The organism is Haloferax sp. Atlit-6N, assembly GCF_003383195.1.
Lineage (GTDB): Archaea > Halobacteriota > Halobacteria > Halobacteriales > Haloferacaceae > Haloferax > Haloferax gibbonsii.
The window spans coordinates 1,020,158-1,046,613 of sequence record NZ_QEQJ01000001.1; the positions used below are offsets into that span (position 1 = coordinate 1,020,158).

Below are 26,456 nucleotides of genomic sequence, written 5' to 3' on the forward strand. Positions count from 1 at the left end.
GCTCACCCTCAGAACTCGACGTTCGAACTCGAACTCCGGTCGGCGGGGTCGGTCTCGATTTCGCCTGCTCCGACGTAGTCGAACGCCTCGTCCGAGAGGAAGACGTGGTCGCCGTCGACCGTGATTTCGAGGTCGTCGAGCACCGCGCCCTCGCAGGGCCCGTAGTTGCAGTAGCCCGTGTCGGCCTCGAAGTACGCGCCGTGGTTCTGGCAGATGACCTCGCCGTTGCGCATCGGCGCGCCGGAGCCCTTGTCGAGTTTGATGTGCGTCAGGTGCATGCAGTAGTTCAGCCACCCTTGGATGCCGTCGTCGGTGCGCACGAGGATGGCCTCGCGCTCCTCGGCGTCGTCTTCGTCGGCCGCGCGGACGCGAAAGAGAAAGGTCGTGTCGTCGGGCACGTCGCCGACCGCGCAGATTCGTTCGAGGTCGCTCATTGTGCTCTCGTTGGGTCGGGGTCGAAAATCTCCTTCGGAAGCGGTCGATTGGGGCGACGGCGCGAAGCCTCGCCTCGCGCTCACTCGTCGAGGGCCATCCGAAAGAGGGAGAGTATCCAGTAGCCAGCACCCACGAACAGGAGGAGTCCGAAGCTACCCACGAGGAGATTTCCGGTTCCCAGTTGGCGTGTCCAGCCGAACCCGAGTATCGCGACGATGGCGAGGAGTCCGCCGAGTATCGTTCGCTGAATCGCAGACCAAAACTCTGTTCCCGAATCTGTAGAGGGCATACTCGGTCCCTACTCGCGGAGTGATTATCAATATGTGTTACAGATTTGAAATGACTGAGGGTTCGGGTCTCACGCTGTCGCGAGTTCGAGAACGTAGACGTAGACCTCATTCGCACCGGTTCGCGGCGCTCCCCGGTTCAACTCTACTGAGCTATGAGGCCGCCCTCGTGGGTCGCGCCGAGCCAAGACTCGGCGCTTAGGAGTTGAGGTCGGCAAAACCATAGCGGGAGGTAGATTTGAACGACGCGAATCTCGCTTCGCTCGATTCTCTGGTTCAAACTACCTGTTGCGATTACCACAGAAGACGGGCCGCCGCAGCGCGATAAAACGCGCTGCTTGGGGTGTAGTTTTCAGGAGAATAGCGGGAGGTAGATTTGAACTACCGATCTCCGGGTTATGAGCCCGGCGGAATCTCCTGGCTATCCCATCCCGCTGAATCAACAAACGAGTCTGCTATTGTTAAGACTTCTGTTTCGGCCGCTGTGTGTCAATTTTCACCGTGAGTCGCGCTGACTCGAACGGGTCGCGATGCGCCACGTGAACAGGCTTTCTGCGACGTAGTTCAGGAGCATCGACGCGCCGATAGCGAGGGGTAGCGGGATGAGTTCCCAGAGGTCGATGCCGGCGACCGGAATCGACAGCGGAACCTCGCCGAGCGCCCGAACGACGAGCACCTGCACGAGGAGGCCGCCGCTCCTCACGAGGTTCGACTTCACGAAGCGCCGGACCTTCGCGGTGAGCAGGTCCGAGCCGGCCCCCGCGAACGTCCAGCGGTCGTTAATGACGAACATGATGATGATTGCGAGCTCCGCGCCGGCGAGCTTCGCGAGTTCGTTGGCGACGCCGAAAAAGACGATGAGGAGACTGCTCAACGAGAGGTCGAACACCGCGCCGACCGCGCCGACGGAGGCGAACTTGCCGAATCGGGTGCCGGAGACGAGCGCTGAGAGCCGGTCAGTCATCCGTGACCTCCGCCGAGAACTGCTCGACGAGGGTCCGCTCGTCGTTCCGAGCGTCGATGAGTTCGTGGAGGCGGTCCTCGCGAATCGTCCGGGCGCGGTGGCGCGACCGAAGGAGCCCGCGGGCCATCTTGAGCGTCGTGTCGACCGGCGAGACCGTCGAGTTCGGCTGGTCCTCCCAGACGACCGGCACCTCGGCCACGCGGTGGCCGAACGCGCCCGAGACGGCGATGAGTTCGATGTCCCACGCGAATCCGGGTTCGTACAGGTGGGTCCGAACGTCGGCCCACGCCGCGGCGGTGATGGCCTTCGCGCCGCACTGGTAGTCGTACAGCGGGACTTCGGTCAGGTGGCGGGCCAGCCACGCGAAGCCGTCGCCGAGGTAGCGCCGAGCGACCGTCTGGTGAGAGGCGACGGTCGCGTTCGGGTGACGGCGCGACCCCACGGCGAGGTCGGACCCCTCGCGGACGGCGGCGACGACGTTCGCCATCGACGCGGCCGGGGTGCTCCCGTCGGCGTCGGCGAACGAGAGGATGTCCGTGCGGAGCGACTCGAACCCGGCGGTGATGGCCGCGCCCTTGCCGCGACGGGCGTCGACCGGGTTCACGTGAGCGACGGCGGGGAGGGCGTCGAGGGCGTCGAGCGTCTCGGGCCGCGGCGCGTCGAGTTCGACCCGGACCACCTCGGGGTCCAGTTCCTCGACGAGAGCGTGGACGTAGGGGACCAGACGCTCTGGGTCGGGTCGATAGGCGGGGACCACCACCCCGACAGACTGCGACATGCACGACCATTCACTCAACGGGGTAAAAAGCGAACCGCTCTGTTTCGCACCGGCCATCACAAAACGTATTGCATCCGCGGCGCAGTCATCGGACAGATGGAGTACGCCCTCGTTGTCCGGTGGTTGCTGCTGTTCGCGGCCCTCTGGGCGGTCGGCCTTCCCCTCGCGACCCGCCTGTTCCGACGCCTTCCCGGTCGCGGTGCCGGACTCGCCCTCCCCGTCTCGCTCGTCGTCTTGACCCTTCCCGCCTACTACGTCGGCCACCTCTCGTTCGGCCCCGTGGCCCTCGTCGCCGGCGTCGGGACGCTCCTCGTCGCGTCCGCGGTCGCGGGCCTCGACCTCGGCGCGCTCCGCCGCGGCGACCTCCGACTCGCGTCCGACCTCGACATCGACCGGCGCGCCGTCGCCGACGCGGCCGCGGTGTTTCTCGTCGCCTTCCTGTTCGCGGTCTCGCTCCGGGCGCTCGACCCGTCGGTCCACGCCGGCGGCGGCGAGAAGTTCCTCGACTTCGGCCTCCTCCAGTCGCTCGCCCGCGCGTCGGTCCTCCCGCCGGAGGACATGTGGTTCGCCGGCGAGCCGGTCCGCTACTACTACGGCGGCCACCTCGTCTCGATTCTCCTCGCGCGGCTCACCGCCACCGACCCGTCGTTCGCCTACAACCTCGCGCTCGCCGGCTTCTTCGGCTTCCTCGTCACCGCGGCGTTCGAACTCGGGCGCGGGGTCGCCGCCGCCTCGGGGGCGAACGGTCGAATCGGCGGCCTGCTCTCGGCGTTCTTCGTCGGCTTCGCCAGCAACCTCGTCACCGCGGGGCGGTTCGCCCTCGCCGCGCTCCCCGAGGGGCTCCGGCGACCCCTCGCGCGAGCCGTCGCCGAGCGCTCGCAGTACACCGTCGAGCAGGTGATCGCCGGAACCTCGAACTTCTCGTACTGGAGCGCGAGCCGCGTGATTCCGGGTACCATCAACGAGTTCCCGCTTTTCGCGTGGCTCAACGGCGACCTCCACGCCCACATGATGGGCACGCCGTTTCTGCTCCTCGCGGCCGGCCTCGCCTTCGCGTACTTCCGGACGCCGGAGGAGGCGGTCGGCGAGCGCCGACTCCTCGTCGCCGCGACGACGCTCGTCGGCGCGCTCCAGGTCGTCGTCGACACGTGGAGTTTCCCGTCGGTGTTCGGCGTGCTGTTCCTCGGGATGGTCTTCGCGCCCGCACGGCCGTGGACGCTGTTTCCCGGTCGGGAGCGCGTTCGCTCGGTCGTCGGCGACGACCCAGTTGCCGGTGAAGTAGCGCGACTCGTTGGGACGGTCGCGGCGGTCGGACTCGCCGGCGTCGTCGCCGCCGTGCTCGCGAGTCCGTTCCTCCTCGGCGCGGTCGCGGGCGGTGGAAGCGCCCGGACGGTCGAGATTCTCGCGCCCGACCAGCGGAGCGGGTTCGGCGCGCTGGCGCTCGTCCACGGGGCGTTCCTCGCGGCGTTCGCGGGCTACTACGTCCGTCGCCTCGGGGCGCAGGACGGCCTCGGCGGCCGCGAGTGGGCCGCGCTCCTCGGGAGCTTCGCGGTGCTGACCGTCGTCGCCGCCGTCCACTCGTTCGCCGCGCTCGCGCTCGTCGCACCCCTCGTCGCCGTCGGTTGGGTGCTCCTCCGGTTCGCCGACGACCCGCGGTTCGAGACGGTGCTCGTCGTCGCCGGCGCGGGCCTCGTGACGCTCGTCGAGCTCATCTACGTGAACGAGCAGGCCGGCCCCGGTCGGATGAACACGGTGTTCAAGACGTACATGCAGGTCTGGGTGCTCTGGGGGAGTGCGATGGGTGCCGTGCTGGCCGGCTTCGTCGGCGACGCGGTCGCCGCGAGCGACGTGTCGCTTCCGAGGGTCGACCTCAGCGTCCGCGGGGGGGCGGTCAGCGTCGTCGGGGTCGCGTTCGTCGTCCTCCTCGTCGCGTCCACGTCGGTGTACGGCGGACTGGCCGTCGCCGCCCACGCGGACACCCCCCGGCAGGAGGAGACGCTGGACGCGACGGCCTTCGCGGAGTGGTGGCACGAAAACGAATCGACCGCAATCACGTGGCTCGACGAGAACGTCGAGGGCAACCCGACGATGCTCACCGCGCCGGGGACGACGTGGTCGGCGACCGTGAGCGACGAGCGCGAGACCGTCATGTACGGCTGGCGCGGGAATCCCGAATCGAGCCTGACCGGCGTGCCGACGGTCGCCGGCTGGGCGCACGAGGTCGGCTACCGCGGCCCCGACGCGTACTACGACCGCGTGCGCGACGTGGACGCGATGTACGTCGGCAACGAGTCGACGCGGGCGCGGCTCGTCGAGCAGTACGAGGTTCGGTACGTGTGGGTCGGACCGGGCGAGCGCGCCCGCTACGGGGAGATAGAGACGGACGTGGCGTGGCTGACGCCGGTCCACCGGTCAGGGTCGGTCACGGTCTACGAGGTAGAAGAAGCGAGACTACCTTAGGCCGCGCCGCGCTCGCGGACGACTTCGACGGCCTCGGCGTCGACGCCCTCGGTTTCGAGCCAGTGCGGGACGAACTCGCGCTTTTCGAACGCCTCGCGCTCGTCTTCGGTGCCGACGGTGCACCACAGCTGGACGCGGTCGGGACCGTGCCAGTCGCCCTGTCGGTCGACCGAAAAGAGGACGTACTCCTCGCCGTCGTACTCGATGACGCCGTCGCGGCGGACGCCGGGGTCGCCGTGGATGATGAGCTTCTTCATGTGCCGGGATTGGCACAGTCACCGCTTAATCGCTTCGGCTTCGGGCGTGCGGCGCGCGGCGGGGGAATCACGGACGGTGCAGTCACCGTGGGCTGCCCACACGTGACACGGCGAACGCCCGGTCGCGGCGAGTTCAGGGGCCGCGTCGAACCAAACGGGTTTTAACGGGCCACACCAAAACCCAGCACAAGGTCGATATCTATGCAGATGCCACGCCGTTTCAACACGTACTGCCCGAACTGCAAGGGTCACCACGAACACGAAGTGGAGAAGGTCCGGAAGGGACGCCCGACCGGCATGAAGTGGAACGCCCGTCAGACGCGACGCGGCAAGGCCACGATCGGTAACGCCGGTAAGTTCTCCAAGGTTCCCGGTGGCGACAAGCCGACGAAGAAGACCCACCTGAAGTACATCTGCTCCGACTGTGGCAAGGCCCACATGCGCGAGGGCTGGCGCGCCGGTCGCCTGGAGTTCCAGGAGTAAATCATGGCAGGAAACTTCTACAAGGTCGCGTGCAGCGACTGCGAGAACGAACAGGTCGTCTTCGGAAAAGCCTCCTCGGTCGTCAACTGCGCCGTCTGCGGGACGACCCTCGCCACGCCGACCGGCGGCAACGCCGAATTCCACGGCGAGGTCGTCGAGACGGTCGAGCGTCGCGACAGCGACGAACTTGAGGCGTAACTCCCTGGAGGACCTCGTATGAAGTACAGCGGATGGCCTGACCCCGGCGAACTCGTCGTCGGAAAGGTAGACGACATCGCGGACTTCGGCGTCTTCGTCGACCTCGAAGAGTACGAAGACAAACGCGGCCTCTGCCACATCAGCGAGGTCGCCAGCGGATGGATTAAGAACGTTCGCGACCACGTCCGCGAGGGACAGACAGTCGTCGCTAAAGTGCTCGAAGTCAACGAGAGTTCCCAGCAGATCGACCTCTCGATAAAGGACGTCAACGAGCACCAGCGCAAAGAGAAGATTCAGGAGTGGAAAAACGAGCAGAAGGCCGACAAGTGGATGGCGCTGGCGTTCGGCGAGGACATCGCCGACGACCGCTACCAGTCCATCGCCAACGCCCTGCTCGCCGAGTTCGAATCGCTCTACGACGGCTTCGAGCAGGCCGCGATTCACGGTCTCGAGGCGCTCGAAGACGTCGAACTCGACGACGACGAGCTCGAAGCCATCGTCGAGACCGCGCGCCAGAACGTGTCGGTCCCCTTCGTCAACGTCACCGGCTACGTCGACCTGCGCTCGCCCGCGGGCGACGGCGTCGACGACGTGAAGGAGGCCCTCAAAGCCGCCGAGGGCGACGACGAAATCGGCGACGAAATCGAACTGTCGGTCACGTACGTCGGCGCGCCCGAGTACCGCGTGAAGGTCAAAGCGCCCGACTACAAGACCGCCGAGACGGAGCTCGAATCGAGCGTCGCTCGGGCCCGCGAGGTCATCGAGGCCGCGGGCGGAACCGCGGAGTACCACCGCGAACGCAGCGGCGACGAAGAGTAATCGCATGAAGTCTGACATCCGGGTGTGCAGCGCGTGGCGCGACCGCCACGACCGCCCGGTGTACTCACTTTCTGAGACCTGTCCGGAGTGTGGCGCAACCACAGAGAACAGCGCGCCCGCACCGTACAACCCAGAAGACCCCTACGGCGAGTACCGCCGCGCTCGGAAGCGCCGGCTCGCCGAGGAATAGCCGTCTTCGGCTACCGACGCTCTCTTAACCGGCGCGTCCGCCACTACGTGCATGGACGACATCGAAATCGAGGCTGTCGAGGAGGTCGACCTCACCGACCCGGTCCTCATCGAGGGACTGCCGGGCGTCGGGAACGTCGGCAAACTCGCCGTCGAGCACCTGCTGGAGGAGTTCGAGGAGGCCACGCTGGTCCGCCGCGTCTACGCCGACGTGTTCCCGCCGCAGGTGAGCATCGACGAGGGCGTCGCCGAGCTGACCCACGCCGCGATTCACGCCGTCGAGACGCCCGGCGAGGGACCGGACCTGCTCCTCCTGACGGGCGACCACCAGGCGCAGTCCAACGAGGGTCACTACCACCTCACCGACGCCTTCCTCGACGTGGCCGAGGAGTTCGGCGTCGAGCGACTGTTCGCGCTGGGCGGTGTCCCGACCGGCGAGCTCGTCGACGAGCCGTCGGTTCTCGGGGCCGTCGCCGACGAGTCCCGCCTCGACGAACTCGAAGCGGCGGGCATCGAGTTCCGAGAGGACGAACCCGCCGGCGGCGTCGTCGGCGTCTCGGGACTGCTTCTCGGCCTCGGAAGTCGCCGCGGCCTCGACGCGACGTGCCTGATGGGCGAGACGAGCGGCTACCTCGTCGACCCCCAGAGCGCGCAGGTCGTCATCGAGGTCCTGCAGGACCTCCTCGAGTTCAGCGTCGACTTCGAATCGCTCGAAGAGCGCGCCGAGGAGATGAAGGAGGTCGCCGCGAAGATTCAGGAGATGCAACAGCAGCAGCAGGGCGGCATCGCCAGCGACGACGACCTCCGGTACATCGGCTGAGGTCGCGTCGACCGGCGCGGCCCGACTCGTTTTCGAACGGAGTTTAGGCTTCGATGATGTCGTCGTCTGCGAACTCCGGGACGACGACCTCGCCGTCGAGCGACTGCACCGCGCGACCGCCGACGCGTATCTCCGCGCCGACCCGCACGCGGACGGTGCCCGGCCGGTCCACGAAGTGGCCCTGTTCGAAGCGGAGTTCGTCCGGCATGGAGTCGAACGCGCCCACTTGCCGGAGGTACGCGCCGCACGCACCCGCGGCGGTGCCGGTCGCGGGGTCCTCGGAGATGCCGATGCCGGGCGCGAAACACCGCGCGTGGAGCGTGGAGTCGCCGTCGATGGCGTCGAAGGTGAAGGCGTAGACGCCCGCCGCGTCGTGTTCGGCGGCGAGGTCGGCGATGGCGGCGTCGTCGGGGTCCGCACCCGAGAGGTGTTCGAGGAAGTTGACCGGGACGACGAGGAAGGGAAGCCCCGTGGAGGCGACCGCGACGGGGAGGTCCGCACCCACGTCGCGGAGGGCGGCGTCGTCGACGCCGAGCGCCGCCGCGAGGCGGTCGTAGTCGACTTCCAGGGGACGCACCGTCGGCGCGTTCTGCGTCATCCACACCTCCCCGAGGTCGCCGAGTTCGATGTCGAGGGTGCCGACGTTCGTCTCCAGCGTGTGGGTACCCGGTTCGAGTTCGCGCTCGGCCGCGAGGTGAGCGTGGGCCGCGATAGTCGCGTGTCCGCAGAGGTCGACTTCCTGCTTCGGCGTGAAGTAGCGGATGCGGCGGTCCGCGGCGGCCGACGAGCAGACGAACGCCGTCTCGCTCGCGCCGAGTTCGGCGGCGACGGCGCGCATCTGTTCCGCGTCGAGTCCGTCGGCGTCGGGGACGACCCCGGCCGCGTTACCGGACAGCGGTTCGGTCGTGAAGGCGTCGACGAGGAGGGCGCGTCGGCTATCCATGGAAAGGCGCACTACACGGCGATGTATCAAACCAGTGGGTCGGCGGTCACGTCACGAGAGAGAAGGGAAGAGCGCGATACGAGCGCGGGTCGGTCGGTGTCGGCCGATTCACGCGCGGGTCCACCGGACGCGGCCGCTCGTTTGAGCTGCGCCGTCGCCCTGCATCACTTCGCGCATGTTCATACAGGCTGGGCACCCGACGACCTCGTCCATGTCGTTGCCGAAGACGCGGACGAAGTCGCGGGAGACGAACTCACCACAGTTACCACACGTGTGCATTCTGTTTCACCTACAAATCCGCATACTCCGGCACTCGACATAACTATGCCCCTTGTTAACATACGTTAGTGTCCGCCTGAACGACGGGTTCCCCGGTTAGTCACCGAATAACGTCGGTTCGAGCGGTTTTGATACGGCGACACACGGGCGGAGCGAGTCGTACAGATTAAAGGGCGTCAGGCGCGGCAGTACGCACGGTGAACGGAAGATATGGGCGACCTCCCCGACGAGTTTAACTGTACTATCACGAACTGGGAGTACATCTACGGCCTCTGCCGCGACGTTTCGGACGAGGTCAAGACATCCGAGTTCGAACCCGACGTCATCGTCGCGTTGGCCCGCGGCGGCTGGTTCGCCGGCCGCTGCATCTGTGACTTCCTCGGGTTGGACGACCTGACGAGCCTGAAGATGGAACACTACGTCGGGACGGCCCAGAAATCGAACGAGCCGGAGGTGCGCTACCCGATGCCGGAAGGCAGCGTCGAGGGTAAGGACGTGCTCATCATCGACGACATCGCCGACACCGGCGGCTCCATCAAGCGCGCACACGAGTACGTCAACGAGCGCAACGCGGGCGAGGTCCGGACCGCGACGCTCCAACTCCTCCAGACCAGCGAGTTCGAACCCGACTACGTCGGCGAGCGCCTCGAAGAGTGGGCGTGGGTCGTCTACCCGTGGAACTTCATCGAGGACATGATAGACCTCACCTCGGGCGTCATGGCGAAGGCCGACGACGACACCTTCGAACTCGAAGACGTCCGCCACTACCTCGCGGAGTTCCACGACGTGGACCGCATCGAGATGGAAATCGCCCAACCCGACCGGATGCCGGAAGTCATGTCCGAGATGGAGCGCCGCGGCTACGTCGAGTCCACCGGCGACGGCGCGTGGCGACTCCTCGAAAACGACGGCGTCGGGGCCTGAGCGCGGCCGCGTTCGGTTCGACCCGGTTTCGTTCGACTGCTTCGACGCTGTTGAATCCACCTGAGTTTGATAGAACCGATTAGTCGGGTGAACGACCATCGAATCGGACGGGCGTCCGGCGGTCGGTCGCTCAGGCACCCATATTCGCCACTTTCTCGGCGAACTCGGCGTGGAGGTCGGCGTGGTGATGGACGATTTTCCACTCGCCCTTCTCCTGCCGGTAGACGTTGGTCGTCCGGCCCTCCAGGGACATGGGTTCACCCGCAAAAGTCCACGACACCGACTCGGTGCAGAGTTCGTACGCAGCGTCGCCGATGACGCGGATGACCTGGTCCGCTCGGATGACCGTGCCATCCGCACTCGCCGATGCGACTCCGGCGAAGGACCCAGAGACGGCCTCCCAACCCTCTTCCCGTCCACCGATTGGGTGCATGGTCGTCACGTCGTCCTCGTGTGACCAGATGTCCGCCATGGAGTCGGCATTCCCGTTCGCCATCGCTTCCAGCGCCCCGTAGAACTGGTCGGATGCGGCTCGGACGCCGGCTTCGGCTGCTACGCGTTTTGTAGACATTACAAACCTCAAGATAACGACGGCTCCAGAGGATATATACTAAATCTATGATATTTCGTACGGTCATCTATTTAGGACGTTTCGCCGGGAGGAGCCCGACTCCTCGTTTCGACCGGAGTGAGAGAGTGGCTGTACACGTCGGTAGCGGACTGCCCGAACCGACGCTGGATGCGAGACTCACACCCCGTATTCAGCACGGTCTCGACAAACTGTCACCAGCCGGGGATTTCAACAGAGCCGCGTGTCCGACTGCTTCGACCGTCGGCTTCAACGCCCCTCCGACCGCTCACACTCGACCGCCGCCCGGACTCGTCCGAAGCGAAACGTTCGTTTGCGTGACGGACCTCGGCACGCGCATGTCGCTGTTTTCTATCTTCGTCACCGCGCTCCTGCCGATTCTCGCCATCGGCGCGGTGGGGTTCGCCCTCGGCCGCGTCCGCGACGTGGACCCCGAGCCGCTCAACACGGTCACGGTGTACGTCCTCGCGCCGGTCCTCGTGTTCTACAGCCTCGCGACGACCGAACTCGCCGGCGAGACGCTGGCGACCATCACCGCCGGCGTCGTCGTCTACCACGTCGCCATGCTCCTCGTCGCGGGCGGCGTCGCCCGACTCGCGGGCGTCTCCGAACCGCTTCTCGGCGCGCTCGTCCTCGTCGCCGCCTTTCCGAACTCAGGGAACTACGGCATCCCCGTCAGTTCGTTCGCCTTCGGCGACACCGGCCGCTCGACGGCCGTCGTCTACCTCGCCGTCCAGAGCGTCCTCATCTACACGCTGGGCGTGTACATCGCCGGACGAGGGACCGACCGCGACGACGGCGCGCCGGGATGGCGCGTCGGCCTCGAACGCATCGTCCGCATCCCGCTCGTCTACGCCGTCGTCGCCGCGCTCGCGGCTCGCTGGCTCGGTGTCGTCCCGCCGACGGGCGTCCCCGCGATGGAGACGCTCAGGCTCGTCGGCGACTCGTCGATTCCGATGATGCTCCTCATCCTCGGCATCCAACTCGCGGGGGCCGACCTCGGCTCGACGCTCTCGGAGGTCGGCGTCGTCGCCGCGCTCAAGATAGTCGTCGCGCCCGCGGTCGCCGTCGGCGTCGCGCTCGTCGCCGGTTTCGGCGACCCGACGGTCGCGCGGACGTTCGTCCTCGAATCCGCGATGCCCGCCGCGGTCACGCCGCTCATCCTCGTCGCGGAGTTCGGCGACGCCACCGGAACCGGCTCGGCCACCTCGCTCGCCGAGTTCGTCTCCGCGGCCGTCTTCGCGACGACCCTCCTCAGCGTGCCCGCGCTCTCGGTGCTCATCTACCTCTTGAACCACGGCTTCGTGGTGTAGGCCCCGTTTCGCCACGATTTTGTGCGCTCTCTCCCACCTCCGAGTATGAAGATCGGATTCATCGGTGGCAGCGGTATCTACGAGGCGCTCCCGCTGGAGAACACCCGCGAGGAACCCGTCGAGACGCCCTTCGGCGAGCCCTCGACGACGCCCGTCGTCGGCGAGTTCGGCGACACCGGCCGCGAGGTCGTCTTCCTCCCGCGACACGGCCCCGACCACCAGCACTCGCCGACGACGCTCCCCTACCGCGCGAACATCTTCGCGCTGAAGCAACTCGGCGTCACCCACGTCCTCGCCAGCAACGCCGTCGGCAGTCTCAAAGAGGACCTGCCGCCGCAGACGCTCGTCGTCCCCGACCAGATTTACGACCGCACGAAACACCGCCCGCTTACGTTCTTCGACGAGGGCATCGTCGTCCACCAGCCCTTCGCGATGCCGTACGACGAGGAACTCGTCTCCATCCTCGCCGAGGCCGCCGAGGAGGCGACCGACGCGCGGGTCCAAGCGGGCGGCACCTACGTCTGCATCGAGGGTCCCTCGTACTCCACGAAGGCCGAAAGCGAGCACTACCGCGCGCAGGGCTGGGACGTCATCGGCATGACGACCATCCCCGAGGCCAAACTCGCCCGGGAGGCCGAGATGGCCTACGCGACCATCACCGGCGTCACCGACTACGACGTCTGGAAGGAAGACAGCGAAGTCACCCTCGACGAGGTGCTGAAGAACGCCGCCGCCAACGAGGAGGCAATCAAGGAGACCGTCGAGGCCGCCATCCGCAAGATACCCGACGGCCACGAGACCGACAGCCACGCCGCGCTCGAAGGGACCATCAACACGCCCGACGAGGCCATCCCCGCCGAGACGAAAGAAAAGCTCGCGCCGCTCATCGACAAGTACGTCGACTGAGCCGGCGCTTCAGTCGTTCAGTTCTGCGGATTCTTCCGAACCGTCCTCCGGCACCGGGACCTCGCGTTCACCGCGCGCCACCTCGTCGTCCGGCGAGAACTCGACCGCGTGACAGCGTTCGCAGTACTCGTTTTCCCCGCGGTCAGTCGTCGCGAGCGGGATGCCGGCCGCGACGAGTTGCGTGCTGAACTCCCGAGCGACGCCGCTGTCGTCCGACTCGCCGCAGACGACGCACTCGCGGACCGCCCGCGGCGACGTGACCACCTCGCGGACGCGGCCGAACGAGGTCGGACTGTACGAGACGTAGCCGGGGAAGTAGCAGTGCAACCAGAAGATGGGCAAGAAAAACAGGAGCGCCCACGTCCAGATGGCAGACTGGGGAAACAGAATCGCCGCCGCGAGCGCCGCGAACAGCGTCGACGTGACGAGCGAAACCGCGACCGTCAACCGCCGGAGCGTGCTGGAGAGCAGGGTCGGATGGGACACGTCCGAGAGTGACGGCGGGTCCGATAAAATAGCTAGTCGTCCGCGATGGCCTCGGCTTCGAGTTCGGGGTCGTCGGCGTCGTCATCGGTATCGTCGGAGCCGTCGACGGCCGTCTCGGCTTCCGACGCGTCAGTTCCGTCGGCGTCCGGGTCGACCTCCGACCCCGCGCCGGGGTCGGCGTCGAACACCTCGGGGTTCCGAATCCAGAGGTCGCCGAACAGGTCGTCCTGCTTGAGGTAGACCGTGCTCCGGTGGGACAGAAACAGGAGCGCGAGATAGGTCGTCATCACCGTGTCGGCCACGTCGCGGACCTCGGCGAACAGCACCTCGTCGCGGCCCTTCTGGTAGTGCGTCGCGAGCACGTCGCCGACGGCTTCGACGACCGCCTCGATATCCTCGTTGTGGGCGGTCCCGGTCACGTCGTCCTCCGTGGGTTCGCCCGCGCCGCGCATCTCGCCGGGCGTGTGGTAGTCGAGCGTCTGCGTCCCCCGGGAGAAGCCGCGCGGCGATTCCGAGGTGTCGTACTCGCGGCGGCGCTTCCACCACGACCCGCGTTCGACCTCCCGGAGTTCGCGGACGAGTTCGTCCAGCGTTTCGGGCGACCCGCGGGCCTGCTTGCGTTCGAGTCGGCGGTCCATCTCGTCTTCCAGCGCGTCGATGGGGTCGAAACCGGGCGGACCGCCGTCGTCGTCGCCGGGGTGACCTTCGTCGCCGCCGCCCTGTAAGGCGAGTTCCCACGGTTCGAGTTCCTCCTCGTCGGGTTCGTCCGGCGCGAGGAGTTCGTCGGACTTCATGCGCAGGAGGACGCTCGCGTAGAACAGCGCCCGCCCGGTCGTCCGGAGGTCCATCGCGTCGAGGCGGTTCAGGAAGGCGTCTGTGACCTCCACGATGTCGATATCCCACGGGTCGATGGTGCCCTCCTTCGCGAGTTGGACGAGGAGTTCGACCGGTTCGACCTCGTCGTCGTCGGTCTCCGAGACGTCTTCCGGGAGAACCTCGTCCATCGCGTCGGGTTCGGTGGGGCCGGCGGAGTCGGCGGCGTCCGGAGTGGTGTCGGCCGCGGAACCCGACTCGGCGTCGTCGCCGCCGAACGAGAAGACCGCGTCGTCATCGTCATCCTCGTCGCTCGCATCGCGCTCGCCACGCCCGCGAGAGAGGTTCAGTTCGGGGATGTCGTCAGTCATCCGCCGGAACCTCCGCTTCCACGTCCGCGTCGGCTCCGCCGCCGTCACCACCGTCGGCGTCGTCGCCGTCGTCGTCGCTTCCGCTGTCGTCGCCGTCGAATCCGTCCGCGTCGCCTCCGTCGCCTCCATCGCTTCCGGGGCCGTCGTCGCCGCCGAACTGGATACCCGTGACGGCGCTGACGTTGTCGCCCTGCATCGTCACGCCGATGGCGCGCTCGGCGCGTTCGAGCAGCGCGGAGCGGTGCGAGACGACGACGAACTGGGCGTCGCCCGCGAGGTCGTCGACCATCTGGCCGACGCGCTCGGCGTTCGCGGCGTCGAGGAAGGCGTCCACCTCGTCGAGCGCGTAGAACGGCGCGGGGTTGTGCCGCTGGATTGCGAAGATGAACGCGAGCGCCGTCAGCGACTTCTCGCCGCCGGACATGGCGTCGAGGCGCTGGATGGGCTTGTCGCCCGGCTGGGCCTTCATCGTCAGCCCCTCCTCGAATGGGTCTTCCGGGTTCTCCAACTGGAGGTGGCCCGTCCCGTTCGACAGGCGCTCGAAGATGTCGGTGAAGTTCTCGGCGATGGCGTCGAACGACTCCATGAACGTCGCCTTCTTCTGGGACTCGTACTGGTCGATGCGGTCGGCGATGGCGTCTCGCTCTTCGACCAGCACGTCGCGGCGCTCCTGGAGGGATTCGAGGTCGGCCTTCACGTCGTCGTACTCGTCGATGGCGAGCATGTTGACCGGTTCGAGTTCCTCCATCTCCTCGGTGAGCCGCTCGATTTCGGACTCGACCGTATCGTGGTCGGGAATCTCGTCGGGGTCGTAGTCGCCGACCTGCGACTCGAGTTCGTCGATTTCCCACTCGAGGCGCTCCGCGGCCGAGCGCATGCTTTCGAGCTTCGATTCGACCGCGTTCACCCGGTCTTTCTTCTCGTCGCGGGCGCTCCGAGCCTCCCGGAGGTCGCCCTGGAGCTCCGTGCGGTCCTCCTTGAGGTCGACCAGTTCCTCCTCGAGTTCGGCGACCGCCTCGCGCTTTGCTTCGAGGTCGCCCTCGCGCTCCTCGATTTTCGACTCCGCCTCGGAGATGGACTTCCGGGCCTCAGCTTTGCGGTTCTGGGCGGCCTCGACCGTGTCGTGGAGGTCGTCGACCGCGTCTTCCGCGTACTGCTTTTCGAGCTGAATCTCGTTGAGCCGGCCGTCGAGCGTGGACATCCGGTCTTCGAGGTCGTCGATGTCCGCGCGAATGTCGTCGGCGCGGGCGGTGAGTTCCGGAATCTCGGAGTCCGCGAGTTCGGTCTCGATGTCCTCGATTGCGGCCTCGACCGTCTCGATTTCGTCGTCGAGGTCGGCGATTTCGTCGTCGAGGTCGGACATCTGTTCGTCCACCGACTCGCGTTCGGACTGGAGTTCGTCGAGGCGGTCGTCGAGGCGGTCGATTTCGGCTTCGGCGTCCTCGATGTCCTCCTCGGCGTCCTCGATTTCGCGCTCGATGGTCCGGACGCGGTCGGCGGCGTCGGAGGCCCGGCCGCGGGCGTCGTCGAGGTCGTCGTCGATGTCCCGAATCTCGCCGTTGAGCGAGCGACGGCGGTCTTCGAGCTTCGTGATTTCCTTCGCGAGGCGTTCGAGTTTGCCCTCGCCGGACTTCGAAAAGGAGTAGCGAGAGCCGCCGCCGGAGCCGCCGGTCATCGCGCCGGAGCGCTCGACGAGGTCGCCGTCGAGGGTGACCATGCGGTAGTCGCCCATCAGGTCGCGGGCGGTCTCCATGTCCTCGACGACGAGCGTCGAGCCGAGGACGTACGAGAAGACGGACTCGTACTGGCTGTCGTAGTCGACGAGGTTGCGCGCGAAGTCGACGACGCCGGGGTTGTTGGGCTTGCGCGGCAGGCTCCGGTTGTCCATCTTCGTGATGGGCAGGAACGTCGCGCGGCCCGCGTTGCGGGACTTCAGGTGGTCGATACAGGACGACCCCACGCCGTCGTCGTCGACGACGACGTTGGCGAGGCGGCCGCCGGCGGCCGTCTCACACGCCTTGGCGTACTCGCCGTCGACGGAGCCGAGTTGGCCGACCGCGCCGTGAACGCCGGAGATGCCGGCGTTGAGGATGGTCGTGACGGCTCGGGGCCAGGAGTTGTCGCCGTCCTTCCCGGCGCGGGCTTCGAGGCGGGCGTACTCGGACTGCTTGGTCTGGAGTTCGTCCGTGACCTCCGAGAGTTCGTCGTTCAGTTCGGCCTTCTCGGCCTGCAGGTCCTCGATGACGCCGTCTATCTTCGCCTTGTTCTTCTCGGCGGTGTCGAGTTCGCTGTGCAGGTCGGAGACCGTCGCCTTCAGTTCGGGGATGCGCTCGCGGGCGCGTTCGAGTTCGTCCCGCGTCTCCGAGATCTGGTTCGAGCGGCGGCGCGCGTCGTCGAGCAGGCGGTCCTTGGCGCGCTGGCGGTCGTTCTTCTCGTCTTTGAGCTCGTCGAGCGTCTCCTTTCTCGCCGCGAGTTCGGACTTCAGTTCGTCGAACTCGGTGTCGACCGAGTCGATTTCGGCCTGCACCTCGGAGAGTTCGACCCGCTTGGACTGGATGTCGCTTTTGACCGACGCCTTCTCGACTTTGACCTCGCGGATGTCGTCTTCGAGGTCGTCGATCTGTTCTTGCTTGCGGTCGATGTCGACGAACGCCTTCCGGCGCTCGGCCTCGGCGTCGTCGCGCTTTTCCTCGGCGGCCTCGATGGCGTTTTCGAGCCGGGAGATGTCGCCTTTTATCTCCTCCATCTCCGACTTGATGCGGAGCTGTTCGTCCTCGCCCTTGCGCTCGATTTCGCGGGTGAGGTCTTCGAGGTCCTCTTCGAGACGGGTGACCTTGCCCTGTCGCTCGTCGAGTTCGGCCTGTAGGTCTTCGAGGTCGGCCTCCGTGGACTCGATGCGCGATTCGGTCCGCGAGAGGTCGTCGCGCTTGTCTTCGAGCTCCGCGGCCTTCAGGTAGCCCTCGTACTCTTCTTTCTCCTCGCGGAGTCCCTTGTAGGTGAGCGCGGTCTCGCGCTCGTCGGCGAGTTGGTCGAGGCGCGTCTCCTTTTCCTCGATGCGGAGGTCCGCCTCGTCGACGCGCTCTTCGACCGCCTCCAACTCCTCGAAGGCGGCGTCTTTCTTCTCGTCGAACTCGGCGACGCCCGCGATTTCGTCGATGATGCCCCGCCGCTGGTAGGGCGTCATGTTGATTATCTCGGTCACGTCGCCCTGCATGACGACGTTGTAGCCCTCGGGGGTGATGCCCGCCTGGGCGAGCAGGTCCTTGATGTCCGAGAGGTTGACGGAGCGCTCGTTGAGGTAGTAGTACGAGTAGTAGTTGTCCGGCGTCTCCTTGACGCGGCGCTTGATGGTTATCTCCTCGACGTCGCCGACCTTGTCGGTGCCGGCGGCGTTGACGACCTGCGACCGGTCGAGCGTCCCCTCGGAGTTGTCGAGGACGACCGTGACGCTGGCCTCCTTGGGCTGTTTCGCGGCCTCGTCGCTCCCGTCGGCGTGACCGGGATTGTAGATGAGGTCCGTCAGCTTCTCGGCGCGAATCCCGCGGGTGCGGGCGAGACCGAGCGCGAAGAGGACGCCGTCGATGATGTTCGATTTGCCGGAACCGTTCGGGCCCGTAACGACCGTGAAATCCTCGTAGAACGGGATGCGAGTCGGCCGCCCGAAGCTCTTGAAACCGTCAAGGACGAGCTCTTTGATGTGCATGGGTTGGTGTTCACGCGGGCGACGCCCGCAGGTGGAGCGCGCCGCATGAACACGGGGCGCGCTCGCGTCGGACGGCGCGCCCGATTACGCGACGATGATGTCGTCGTCGGGGGTCTCGCCGTCGCCTTCGTCAGTCTCGTCGGTCTCGTCCGGTTTAGTCTCATCGCCGTCGGCCGGCTCCGCCTCGTCGGCCTCGGCGGGCTCCGCGGCGGACTCGGCTTCGGTCTCCCAGTCGCCGCGGCGGGTCGCGGCCCGCGAGGGGACGTCCACGTCGTTGGCGTCTTCGAGCTGGCGAAGCCGTTCTTTGGTCTCGACGAGTTCCTCGGTGAGCCCGTTCACGGCGGCCTGCAGTTCTGCGACTTTGGATTCGAGTTCCTCCACCCGGTTACTCATGGGTAACATAGCCCCTCGCGTGAGACATAAATGTGCGTCAGACAATCACCGAAAATGTGATACGTGTGCGGGCGACCCGCCTTCGCACGCTCGCCGCCGCCGCCTCAGTCCCGGTACGACTCGGTCGTTGTCTGCCGGAGCGAGCGGACCGCCTCGAGGTACGCTTCCCGACTGCGCTTTTCTGCTTTCGCCGCGCGGACCTCGGCCATCGCCTCGGGGCTCGTGAGCAGGTCGACCAGCGTGCAGGCGGTGAGTTTCGCCGGGATGACGTACGCCATCTCCTCGTCGACGACCCGGAAGTCCCGGGCGTGAATCGCGCCCTCGAAGCCGCCGGTCCACGGGTGGATTCCGGGGACGAGCTGCGTGATGTCGCCCATGTCCGTCGAGCCCGAGAGGTGGGCGTGGCCCTCGTCGACGGCGTCGGGGCCGACGACGTCGCGGGCGTTTTCGTCGTAGAACGCGACCATCGTCTCGTCGGTCCGAAGCGGCATGTAACCGGGGTAGTCCTCGATTTCCACGTCGCCGCCGACGCCCATCGCGCCGGAGGCGAGCGCCCGGTTGACCGACTCGTTCGCCTCGGAGACGGCCTCGACGGAGGCCGCGCGGACGTACGACTCCATCGTCACCTCTGCGGGGACGACGTTGACGCCGTCGCCGCCGCGGGTGATGATGGGGTGGACGCGGACGTGGTCCTCGTCGCGGAAGCGCTCGCGCTGGGCGTGGACCGCGTTCATCCCGAGCATCGCGGCGTTGAGCGCGTTGACGCCCTCTTCGGGGGCCGCGCCGGCGTGCGCCTCGGCCCCGCGGTAGGTGACGAACTTGCCGACGAACCCGTTCGTCGAGAAGTCGCTCGTAATCGTCCGCTCGGGCGTGTCGCTGCCGGCGTGCATCATCGCGGCGGCGTCCCAGTCGTCGACGTAGCCGCGGCGGATGAGCTCCTGTTTGCCGCCGAAGAACTCGATGTCGCCCGCTTCGAGCAGGTCGCGGCGGTAGTCGAGGTCGAGATACTCCTCGGCCGGGACGGCGACGAACTCGACCGCACCGTCGAGGTCGTCGACGACGCCGCTTTCGACGAGGCCGAAGGCGGTCCCGACGAGGTGCGCGAGCTGGGCGTTGTGGCCGCAGGCGTGGACCGCGCCGGTCTCGGGGTCCGCCATCGGGTGGTCCGGGTTGACGAGCGCGTCGAGTTCACCGAGGACGGCCGCGACGAAGTCGCCCTCGCCGGCTCTGGCGCGCGCGCCGGTAATCGCCAGTTCCGTCTCCACGTCGAGGTCGAGGTCCTCGAAGAGAGAGACGACCTTCTCGGTCGTCTTGACCTCCTTGTAGCCGAGTTCCGGTTCGGCTTGCACGTCCTTCGCGAAGGCGGTGATTTCGTCGGCGCGGTCGTCGATAGCGTCGCAGACGCGGGTTTTGAGGTCTGCAGTCATCTGAGTCGCGTGTCGAGACGGGGCGGGAGGTGATAAGTGACGCCGCCAAGGGGCGTAGCCGCGGCCGGTCCCGTTAGTCTTTAGCCCACCGCCGTCGAAGCGCGCCCAATGACTGCGCAAGCGCTCGAACAGCGCGAACTCGCGGTCGTCATCGGGTTGGAGGTCCACGTTCAACTCGAGACGGCCACGAAGATTTTCTGTAGCTGTTCGACCGAGCCTGCCGAGGACGAGGAGCCGAACACCCGCGTGTGCCCCGTCTGTCTCGGGCTGCCGGGCGCGCTCCCGGTGCTCAACGAGGCGGCGGTGGAGTCGGCGGTCAAAATCGGCAAGGCGCTGAACGCCGATATCGCCGAGGACACCCGCTTCCACCGGAAGAACTACTACTACCCCGACCTGCCCAAGAACTTCCAAATCACCCAGTACGACGCGCCCATCTGCGCCGACGGGACGCTGGAGGTGTCCGTCGAGGGCACCCGCCGGGACATCGGCATCACGCGCGCCCACCTCGAAGAGGACCCCGGCAGCCTCCAGCACAAAGGCGGCAGCATCGACACGGCGGACTACACGCTCGTCAACTACAACCGCGCCGGCACGCCGCTGGTCGAAATCGTCACCGAGCCCGACTTCCGGAGCCCCCAGGAGACCCGCGCGTTCCTCGCGAAGCTCGAAGAGGTGCTCGAATACCTCGGCGTGTTCGACGCCACCCGCGACGGCTCGCTCCGCATCGACGCCAACATCTCGCTCGTCCCCGCCGACGAGGTCGACGACGACGGCTCGATTTCCGACGAGGCGCTCGAAGCGGCCAACCGAACCGAGGTCAAGAACATCTCCAGCCACAAGGGCGCAGAGAAGGCGCTGGCCTACGAGGTCACCCGCCAGAAGAACGCCATCAAGCGCGGCCGCGCCGTCGAACAGGAGACGCGCCACTGGGACGAGTCCCGCGGCATCACCGTCTCGATGCGCTCGAAGGAAGAAGAAAAGGACTACCGCTACTTCCGCGAGGCCGACCTCCCGCCGCTGCAGGTCGCCCACTGGAAGGAGGAGATTCCGATTCCGGAACTCCCCGACGCCCGCCGCGAGCGCTTCCACACCGAGTACGGCATCGACGAGGAGTCCGCCTCGAAGCTCACCTCGACCAAGGAGGTCGCCGACTTCTTCGAGGACGTGGCCGCCGAGTTCGACGCCGACCTCGCCGCGACGTGGGTCGCCGACAACCTGCTCGGCGAACTCAACTACCGCGACATGCATATCACGGACGTGTCGGACCGCCTCGACGAGTTCACGCGGCTGGTCGAACTCGTCGACGCCGACGAGGTGACGACGAAGAACGCCGAGGAAATCGTCCTCCGCGAGATGCTCGACGAGGGCAAGGACCCCGACACCATCGTCGACGAAGAAGGGCTCGGCAAGGCCGACGACGACGAAATCGGCGGCTTCGTGCAGGAAGCCATCGACGAGAACCCCGACGCCGTCGAGGACTACCACGACGGCGAGGGCGGCGCGCTGAACTTCCTCGTCGGGCAGGTCATGCAGAAGTCCAAGGGGAGCGCCGACCCCGGCACGGTGAACCAGTTGCTCCGCGAGCGACTGGACGAATAACCGACCGTCTTCGGTTTCTCTTCTCCGCGACGAGCGGCCGTTTCCTGTCAGGCCGGCGAGCGTGACTACGACCAGTCGTCGTCATCGTCGCGCCCGAACAGCATCGCCGACCCGAGGACGACCGCGAACCACGTCAGGGCCTCCTCGGCCGCCGGCGACGCCGGAAGCGGGCGGTCCACGCCGGTCCGGTAGACGAGGAAGTAGTCGCCGTCGAGTTCGAACACTCGTGCGCCCGCGCTCGCCGACCAGAGTTCGTGGTCCGCCGTCGCCGACCCGTCTTCGATAGCCGCCCACGCGGTCGGGTATCGGTCCGGGGGGCGAGCGAGATGGTCCAGCGCCGCCGCGGCCGAGACGCGGGCCGTCGAGAGGACGTACCGGCCGTCCTCCCACGTCGATTCGCGCTCGAAGACCCGGCCGTCGTAGTAGACGAGATACAGTTCGTCGGCGTCGAGGTGCCCGGAGCCGGATTTCACGTCGGGGTGGTCCACCGCGAGCGACCCGTTCAGGGTCGCGGCCTCCAGCGCGCAGTAGCGAGTCACCGACGACCCGACCGAGCAGGCGAAGCCGTCGATGCCGTGCCACAGGTCGGAGCGCGCATCACGGTCGGGCACGACGAGTCGGTCGTCCTCGACCCCGATTTCGGCTGACTCGTAGGTGTACGTCGGTCCGGTGAGCCCGAGCGTCGGGCCCCAAAGCGGCGTGAGAATCAGGAGGACCGCGAGGCCGAGACGGAGGTGTTCGGTGGAGGGCTGTCGCATGGCGCTCCCTTCCGACCCGTCGAGGAAAGTCGTTCTGCTGTCAGGTCAGCCGGTGGAGGGCGATGGTGGCCGAGACTAGTCGTCACCCGCCGCCGGCGTCGCCCCGCGGTCGAGGACGCCCTCGCGCCACGTGCCGAGCCGGAACCACGCGACGGCGACGGCGAAGGAGGTGACGGCACCGACGACGTACGCCCACCAGAGGCCTTCGACGCCCCGCGCGAGCCCCGAGACGGTGCCGACGACCGGGAGGGAGACGGTCCACGTGAACGCGACCGCGAGGGCGACCGGAACGCGGAAAATCCACCGCGAGAGGAACGACAGCGCCATCGCGGCCTTCGTGACGCCCGCGCCGCGGAACGCCCCCTGAATCACCATCACGCCGCCGAAGAACGCCCACGACGGGGCGACGATGCGGAGGAACGTCACGCCCGCGTCGATGACCGGCTGTTCGTCGATAAAGAGACGCATCGCCTCGGCCGGGAAGGCCACCACGAGACCCGCGGCGGCGAAGAGCAGCCCCATCGTCCCCGCCATCGCGGTCCACGCGACCGAGGCGGCCCGGTCGGGCGTCCGCGCGCCGAGGTTCTGGCCGACGCCGGTCGCCGTCGCCTGTCCGACCGCGCCGGAGACAGTCCACGAGACGGACATGAGGCGGACGCCGATGCCGTAGGCCGCGGTCGGCGTCGGTCCGAACCGAGCGACGAACGCCGCCATCACGACCGCGGAGAAGCTCCGCGCCCAGCCGTCGAGCGTCGCGGGATAGCCGATATCGACCAGCTTTCTGAGGCGCTCGGGGTCGGGTCGGAGGTCGGTGGGGCGGAGTCTGACTCCCCAGTCGCCGCGCAGGAGGATGTAGACGCCGGCGGCCGTCGCGAACAGTCGGGCGACGAGCGTCGCAATCGCCGCGCCGCGGGTCCCCATCCCCGCGATTGGGCCCCAGCCGATGATGAGAATCGGGTCGAGGACGACGTTGAGGCCGGCGGAGGCGACCATGAGCCACATTGCGGTCTTCGTGTCGCCCGCGCCCTGTAGCGCCGCCCGGAACGCGAAAAACAGGAACGTGAGCGGGAGCGAGAGGAAGATGACCTCGATGTAGGCGAGCGCCTCGGTGAAGACGGCTCCCTCCGCGCCGATGAGTTCTAAAAGCGGATGTCTGAACGCGAAGCCGGCGACGGCGAGGACGACCGACACGGCGAGGGTGAGAAGCACCGTCTGGCCGACGACGCGGTCGGCCTCGCGGTCCTCGCCCGCGCCGACGTGCTGCGAGACGAGGGCGATGGTCGCCGCGGTGATTCCCATCGCGGTCGAGACGAACATCCAACTCGTCGGGAACATGAGCGAGACGGCGGCGACGGCGTCCGCACCGACGCGGCCGACCCAGAACACGTCCGCGAGGTTGTACAGCGTCTGGAGGAGGTTTCCCGCGACGAGCGGCCACGAGAGCGAGAGCAGTTTGGGCGCTATCGCCCCCTCGGTCATGTCGACTCGCGAGTCACCCGACACGGTCTCAGGTTCGGCGGGCGGAGGTTATCGCTTCTGGTGTCACGCGGCGTCGCGGCCGCATCGGCGAACACACACCTTCGCGCGCGAAGCGCGCTCACCCGCACGCCCGTATCCGCGCGCGTTGAGGCGTCTACACCCCGAATTCGGCACGAAAGGTTTAGGACAACCCCCGACATATCGCCGCTCAATGAGTAGGGGTCCGGAACTCATCATCACCGAGAAGGACAACGCCGCGAGGCGCATCGCCGACATCCTGAGCGGCGAGACCGCCTCCGCGGAGCGAATGAACGGCGTGAACGTCTACAAGTGGGGCGGCAAGCGCTGCATCGGGCTGTCGGGCCACGTCGTCGGCGTGGACTTCCCGCCGGAGTACAACGACTGGCGCGACGTGGAGCCGGTCGAACTCATCGGCGCGCCCGTCGAGAAACACCCCACGCAGGAGAACATCGTCGCCGCGCTCCGCCGGCTCGCCCGCCGCGCGGGGACGGTCACCATCGCGACCGACTACGACCGCGAGGGTGAACTCATCGGGAAAGAGGCGTACGAACTCGTCCGCGACGTGAACGAGGACGTGCCCGTCGACCGCGTGCGGTTTTCCTCCATCACGAAGCGCGAGGTGACGGAGGCGTTCGAGAACCCCGACGACCTCGACTTCAACCTCGCCGCGGCGGGCGAGGCCCGACAGATTATCGACCTCGTCTGGGGGGCCGCGCTCACGCGCTTCCTCTCGCTTTCGGCCCGCCAGCTCGGCAACGACTTCATCTCGGTCGGTCGCGTGCAGGGACCGACGCTGAAGCTCATCGTCGACCGCGAGCGCGAAATCGAGGCGTTCGACCCCGAGGACTACTGGGAGCTGTTCTCCAAGCTGACGAAGGACGCCGACGGCGACGCCGAGTCCTTCGAGGCGCAGTACTTCTACCTCGACGACGACGGCACCGAAGCCGAGCGCATCTGGGACGAGGAGTCCGCGGAGTCGGCCTACCAGACGCTTCTCGGCGTCGAGTCCGCGGAAGTCGCGTCGGTCAACCGCCGCACGCGGACCGACACGCCGCCCGCGCCGTTCAACACCACGCAGTTCATCCGCGCCGCCGGCTCCATCGGCTACTCCGCCCAGCGGGCGATGAGCATCGCCGAGGACCTCTACACGGCCGGTTACATCACCTACCCGCGGACCGACAACACGGTGTACCCCGACGACCTCGACCCGCGCGAACTGCTCGGCGCGTTCGAGGGCGACCGCCGGTTCAAGGAGGACGCCGAATCCCTCCTCGAACAGGAGGAAATCGAGCCCACCGAGGGCGACAACGAGACGACAGACCACCCGCCGATTCACCCGACCGGCGAACTCCCCTCGGCGTCCGACCTCACCGAAGACGAGTGGGACGTCTACGAACTCGTCGTCCGACGCTTCTTCGCCACCGTCGCCGAGGACGCCGTCTGGGAGCACCTCCGCGTCGTCGCCGAGGTCGAGGGGCTCTCGCTGAAGGCCAACGGCAAGCGCCTGCTCGAAGCGGGCTACCACGACGTCTACCCGTACTTCAACTCTACCGAGTCGTTCGTGCCGGACGTCGAGGAAGGCGAGTCGCTCGTGCTGTCCGACACGCACCTCGACGCCAAGCAGACCCAGCCCCCGCGGCGCTACGGCCAGTCGCGGCTCATCGAGACGATGGAACAGATGGGCATCGGGACGAAGGCGACCCGCCACGACGTGATTCAGAAGCTCTACGACCGCGGCTACATCGAGAGCGACCCGCCGCGACCGACCCGGCTCGCGCGGGCGGTCGTGGAGGCCTCCGAGGACTTCGCGAAACTCATCGTCAGCGAGGAGATGACCTCGCAGCTCGAATCCGACATGCTGGCCATCGCCCGCGGCGAGGCCACCCTCGAAGACGTGACCGAAGAGTCCAAAGAGATGCTCCAGGACGTGTTCGAGGGGCTGATGGAGTCCCGCGAGGAGCTCGGAAAACAGCTCCAAGACTCGCTGAAAGCCGACAAGACGGTCGGCACCTGTCCCGAGTGCGGCGGCGACCTCGTCGTCAGAAAGAGCCGCCGCGGCTCGTACTTCATCGGCTGTGACTCCTATCCCGACTGCACCTACACGCTCCCGCTTCCCTCCACGGGCAAGCCGCTCATCATGGAGGAGTCCTGCGAGGAACACGACCTCCACCACATCAAGATGCTCGCCGGGCGCAAGACGTTCGTCCACGGCTGCCCGCTCTGTAAGGCCGAGGAGGCCGACGAGGAAGACGACCTCGTCATCGGGACGTGTCCCGAATGTGGAGACGAACACGACGGCGACCTCGCCATCAAGCGCCTCCGGTCTGGCTCCCGGCTCGTCGGCTGTACCCGCTATCCCGACTGCGACTACTCGCTGCCGCTGCCCCGTCGCGGCGACATCGAGGTGACGGACGAGTCCTGCGAGGAACACGACCTGCCAGAGCTCCGGATTACGTACGAAGGCGACCGCGAACCGTGGGAGCTCGGCTGTCCCATCTGCAACTACCGAGAGTATCAGGCCCAGCAGAACGGCGAGGGCGGCTCCGACCTAGAGAGCATCAGCGGTATCGGCGCGAAGACCGCCGAGAAACTGAAAGACGCCGGCATCGAGGACGTGAAGACGCTGAAGGCGTCCGAACCCGACGACATCGCGGCGAAAGTCGAGGGCGTGGGCGCGGATACGGTTCGGAAGTGGCAGACCGCGGCGGACTGAACGACAAACCGTAACGTCACAGACACGAACCGGCCGATACCACCCGAAC

26 protein-coding genes and 1 tRNA gene are annotated in these 26,456 nt (G+C 67.1%); 11 read left to right on the forward strand and 16 right to left on the reverse strand.

Annotation, left to right across the window (positions count from 1 at the left end; genetic code table 11):
• Window positions 1–8 precede the first annotated feature (8 nt).
• The 5 genes from DEQ92_RS05235 to DEQ92_RS05255 form a co-directional block, all read right to left on the reverse strand.
• Window positions 9–434, reverse strand: coding sequence for a Rieske 2Fe-2S domain-containing protein (locus DEQ92_RS05235; RefSeq protein ID WP_004972848.1), 426 nt, complete (start codon window positions 432–434; stop codon window positions 9–11).
• Between the two features lie 80 nt (window positions 435–514).
• Window positions 515–724 carry a hypothetical protein gene (locus DEQ92_RS05240; protein ID WP_004972851.1) on the reverse strand — a complete coding sequence of 70 codons (210 nt, stop codon included), beginning with the start codon at window positions 722–724 and terminating at the stop codon, window positions 515–517.
• Between the two features lie 359 nt (window positions 725–1,083).
• A tRNA-Met gene (locus DEQ92_RS05245) sits at window positions 1,084–1,158 on the reverse strand.
• Window positions 1,159–1,218: 60 nt separating this feature from the next.
• Window positions 1,219–1,686, reverse strand: coding sequence for a GtrA family protein (locus DEQ92_RS05250; protein ID WP_004972853.1), 468 nt, complete (start codon window positions 1,684–1,686; stop codon window positions 1,219–1,221).
• Entirely contained in the window at window positions 1,679–2,464 is a 786-nt protein-coding gene (locus DEQ92_RS05255) for a glycosyltransferase (RefSeq protein ID WP_049904949.1), read from the reverse strand. The genes DEQ92_RS05250 and DEQ92_RS05255 overlap by 8 nt, the downstream gene beginning before the upstream one ends.
• A gap of 96 nt (window positions 2,465–2,560) precedes the next feature.
• On the opposite strand from DEQ92_RS05255, the gene DEQ92_RS05260 reads away from it, so the two are divergent.
• A complete protein-coding gene (locus DEQ92_RS05260) occupies window positions 2,561–4,924 on the forward strand; it encodes a DUF2298 domain-containing protein (RefSeq protein ID WP_049904950.1) in 2,364 nt (787 codons plus the stop codon).
• On the opposite strand, the gene DEQ92_RS05265 is transcribed toward DEQ92_RS05260, so the two are convergent.
• Window positions 4,921–5,181 carry an HAH_0734 family protein gene (locus DEQ92_RS05265; RefSeq protein WP_004972858.1) on the reverse strand — a complete coding sequence of 87 codons (261 nt, stop codon included), beginning with the start codon at window positions 5,179–5,181 and terminating at the stop codon, window positions 4,921–4,923. The two genes, DEQ92_RS05260 and DEQ92_RS05265, sit on opposite strands and share 4 nt — an antisense overlap.
• A 201-nt stretch (window positions 5,182–5,382) precedes the next feature.
• Between DEQ92_RS05265 and DEQ92_RS05270 the strand changes: the two genes are divergently transcribed.
• From DEQ92_RS05270 to DEQ92_RS05290, 5 genes are read left to right on the forward strand one after another with little or no spacing between them, the layout of a single operon-like run.
• A complete protein-coding gene (locus DEQ92_RS05270) occupies window positions 5,383–5,664 on the forward strand; it encodes a 50S ribosomal protein L44e (RefSeq protein WP_004972860.1) in 282 nt (93 codons plus the stop codon).
• Window positions 5,665–5,667: 3 nt separating this feature from the next.
• The gene (locus DEQ92_RS05275) at window positions 5,668–5,862 is read left to right on the forward strand and encodes a 30S ribosomal protein S27e (protein WP_004044235.1); all 195 of its coding nucleotides are present in this window, start codon (window positions 5,668–5,670) and stop codon (window positions 5,860–5,862) included.
• Between the two features lie 18 nt (window positions 5,863–5,880).
• Window positions 5,881–6,681: a translation initiation factor IF-2 subunit alpha gene (locus tag DEQ92_RS05280; protein WP_004972863.1), complete on the forward strand. Its 801-nt coding sequence runs from the start codon at window positions 5,881–5,883 to the stop codon at window positions 6,679–6,681.
• Between the two features lie 4 nt (window positions 6,682–6,685).
• Complete coding sequence (locus tag DEQ92_RS05285) at window positions 6,686–6,871, forward strand: RNA-protein complex protein Nop10 (protein ID WP_004972865.1); 186 nt, start codon at window positions 6,686–6,688, stop codon at window positions 6,869–6,871.
• Window positions 6,872–6,922: 51 nt separating this feature from the next.
• Window positions 6,923–7,690 (forward strand): proteasome assembly chaperone family protein, encoded by a 768-nt coding sequence (locus tag DEQ92_RS05290; RefSeq protein WP_004972867.1) that lies wholly within the window; start codon window positions 6,923–6,925, stop codon window positions 7,688–7,690.
• Between the two features lie 43 nt (window positions 7,691–7,733).
• On the opposite strand, the gene DEQ92_RS05295 is transcribed toward DEQ92_RS05290, so the two are convergent.
• Together DEQ92_RS05295 and DEQ92_RS23770 are read right to left on the reverse strand one after the other, a co-directional pair.
• Entirely contained in the window at window positions 7,734–8,633 is a 900-nt protein-coding gene (locus tag DEQ92_RS05295) for a PhzF family phenazine biosynthesis protein (RefSeq protein ID WP_004972869.1), read from the reverse strand.
• 108 nt (window positions 8,634–8,741) lie between these two features.
• Window positions 8,742–8,912 (reverse strand): hypothetical protein, encoded by a 171-nt coding sequence (locus DEQ92_RS23770; RefSeq protein WP_004044240.1) that lies wholly within the window; start codon window positions 8,910–8,912, stop codon window positions 8,742–8,744.
• 210 nt (window positions 8,913–9,122) lie between these two features.
• Here DEQ92_RS23770 and DEQ92_RS05300 point away from each other — a divergent pair, with 210 nt between their 5' ends.
• Entirely contained in the window at window positions 9,123–9,836 is a 714-nt protein-coding gene (locus DEQ92_RS05300; RefSeq protein ID WP_004972873.1) for a phosphoribosyltransferase, read from the forward strand.
• Window positions 9,837–9,966: 130 nt separating this feature from the next.
• Here DEQ92_RS05300 and DEQ92_RS05305 read toward each other — a convergent pair whose 3' ends face one another.
• Window positions 9,967–10,407, reverse strand: a complete 441-nt coding sequence (locus tag DEQ92_RS05305) for a nuclear transport factor 2 family protein (protein WP_231608298.1) — start codon at window positions 10,405–10,407, stop codon at window positions 9,967–9,969.
• Between the two features lie 335 nt (window positions 10,408–10,742).
• Here DEQ92_RS05305 and DEQ92_RS05310 point away from each other — a divergent pair, with 335 nt between their 5' ends.
• Complete coding sequence (locus DEQ92_RS05310) at window positions 10,743–11,738, forward strand: AEC family transporter (protein WP_115820502.1); 996 nt, start codon at window positions 10,743–10,745, stop codon at window positions 11,736–11,738.
• A gap of 45 nt (window positions 11,739–11,783) precedes the next feature.
• Window positions 11,784–12,644, forward strand: coding sequence for an S-methyl-5'-thioadenosine phosphorylase (mtnP, locus tag DEQ92_RS05315; protein WP_115804592.1), 861 nt, complete (start codon window positions 11,784–11,786; stop codon window positions 12,642–12,644).
• Window positions 12,645–12,653: 9 nt separating this feature from the next.
• Here mtnP and DEQ92_RS05320 read toward each other — a convergent pair whose 3' ends face one another.
• From DEQ92_RS05320 to DEQ92_RS05340, 5 genes are all read right to left on the reverse strand, one after another.
• Window positions 12,654–13,130 (reverse strand): hypothetical protein, encoded by a 477-nt coding sequence (locus DEQ92_RS05320; RefSeq protein ID WP_049904951.1) that lies wholly within the window; start codon window positions 13,128–13,130, stop codon window positions 12,654–12,656.
• 32 nt (window positions 13,131–13,162) lie between these two features.
• On the reverse strand, window positions 13,163–14,314 hold the full coding sequence (locus DEQ92_RS05325; protein ID WP_049905013.1) for a ScpA family protein: 1,152 nt from the start codon (window positions 14,312–14,314) through the stop codon (window positions 13,163–13,165).
• On the reverse strand, window positions 14,307–18,017 hold the full coding sequence (gene smc / locus DEQ92_RS05330; protein WP_004972885.1) for a chromosome segregation protein SMC: 3,711 nt from the start codon (window positions 18,015–18,017) through the stop codon (window positions 14,307–14,309). Before smc ends, DEQ92_RS05325 begins: the two co-directional genes overlap by 8 nt.
• Before the next feature lie 84 nt (window positions 18,018–18,101).
• Window positions 18,102–18,410 (reverse strand): chromosome segregation protein SMC, encoded by a 309-nt coding sequence (locus DEQ92_RS05335; RefSeq protein ID WP_115804590.1) that lies wholly within the window; start codon window positions 18,408–18,410, stop codon window positions 18,102–18,104.
• A gap of 104 nt (window positions 18,411–18,514) precedes the next feature.
• Window positions 18,515–19,837 carry an amidohydrolase gene (locus DEQ92_RS05340; protein WP_115804589.1) on the reverse strand — a complete coding sequence of 441 codons (1,323 nt, stop codon included), beginning with the start codon at window positions 19,835–19,837 and terminating at the stop codon, window positions 18,515–18,517.
• Between the two features lie 108 nt (window positions 19,838–19,945).
• Here DEQ92_RS05340 and gatB point away from each other — a divergent pair, with 108 nt between their 5' ends.
• Window positions 19,946–21,436: an Asp-tRNA(Asn)/Glu-tRNA(Gln) amidotransferase subunit GatB gene (gene gatB / locus DEQ92_RS05345; RefSeq protein ID WP_004972890.1), complete on the forward strand. Its 1,491-nt coding sequence runs from the start codon at window positions 19,946–19,948 to the stop codon at window positions 21,434–21,436.
• Between the two features lie 65 nt (window positions 21,437–21,501).
• Here the strand turns inward: gatB and DEQ92_RS05350 are convergent, their stop codons facing one another.
• The gene (locus DEQ92_RS05350; RefSeq protein ID WP_115804588.1) at window positions 21,502–22,194 is read right to left on the reverse strand and encodes a hypothetical protein; all 693 of its coding nucleotides are present in this window, start codon (window positions 22,192–22,194) and stop codon (window positions 21,502–21,504) included.
• A gap of 75 nt (window positions 22,195–22,269) precedes the next feature.
• The gene (locus tag DEQ92_RS05355; protein ID WP_004972894.1) at window positions 22,270–23,697 is read right to left on the reverse strand and encodes an MATE family efflux transporter; all 1,428 of its coding nucleotides are present in this window, start codon (window positions 23,695–23,697) and stop codon (window positions 22,270–22,272) included.
• Between the two features lie 187 nt (window positions 23,698–23,884).
• Between DEQ92_RS05355 and DEQ92_RS05360 the strand changes: the two genes are divergently transcribed.
• The gene (locus tag DEQ92_RS05360) at window positions 23,885–26,407 is read left to right on the forward strand and encodes a DNA topoisomerase I (RefSeq protein ID WP_004972896.1); all 2,523 of its coding nucleotides are present in this window, start codon (window positions 23,885–23,887) and stop codon (window positions 26,405–26,407) included.
• The last annotated feature ends 49 nt before the right edge of the window (window positions 26,408–26,456 follow it).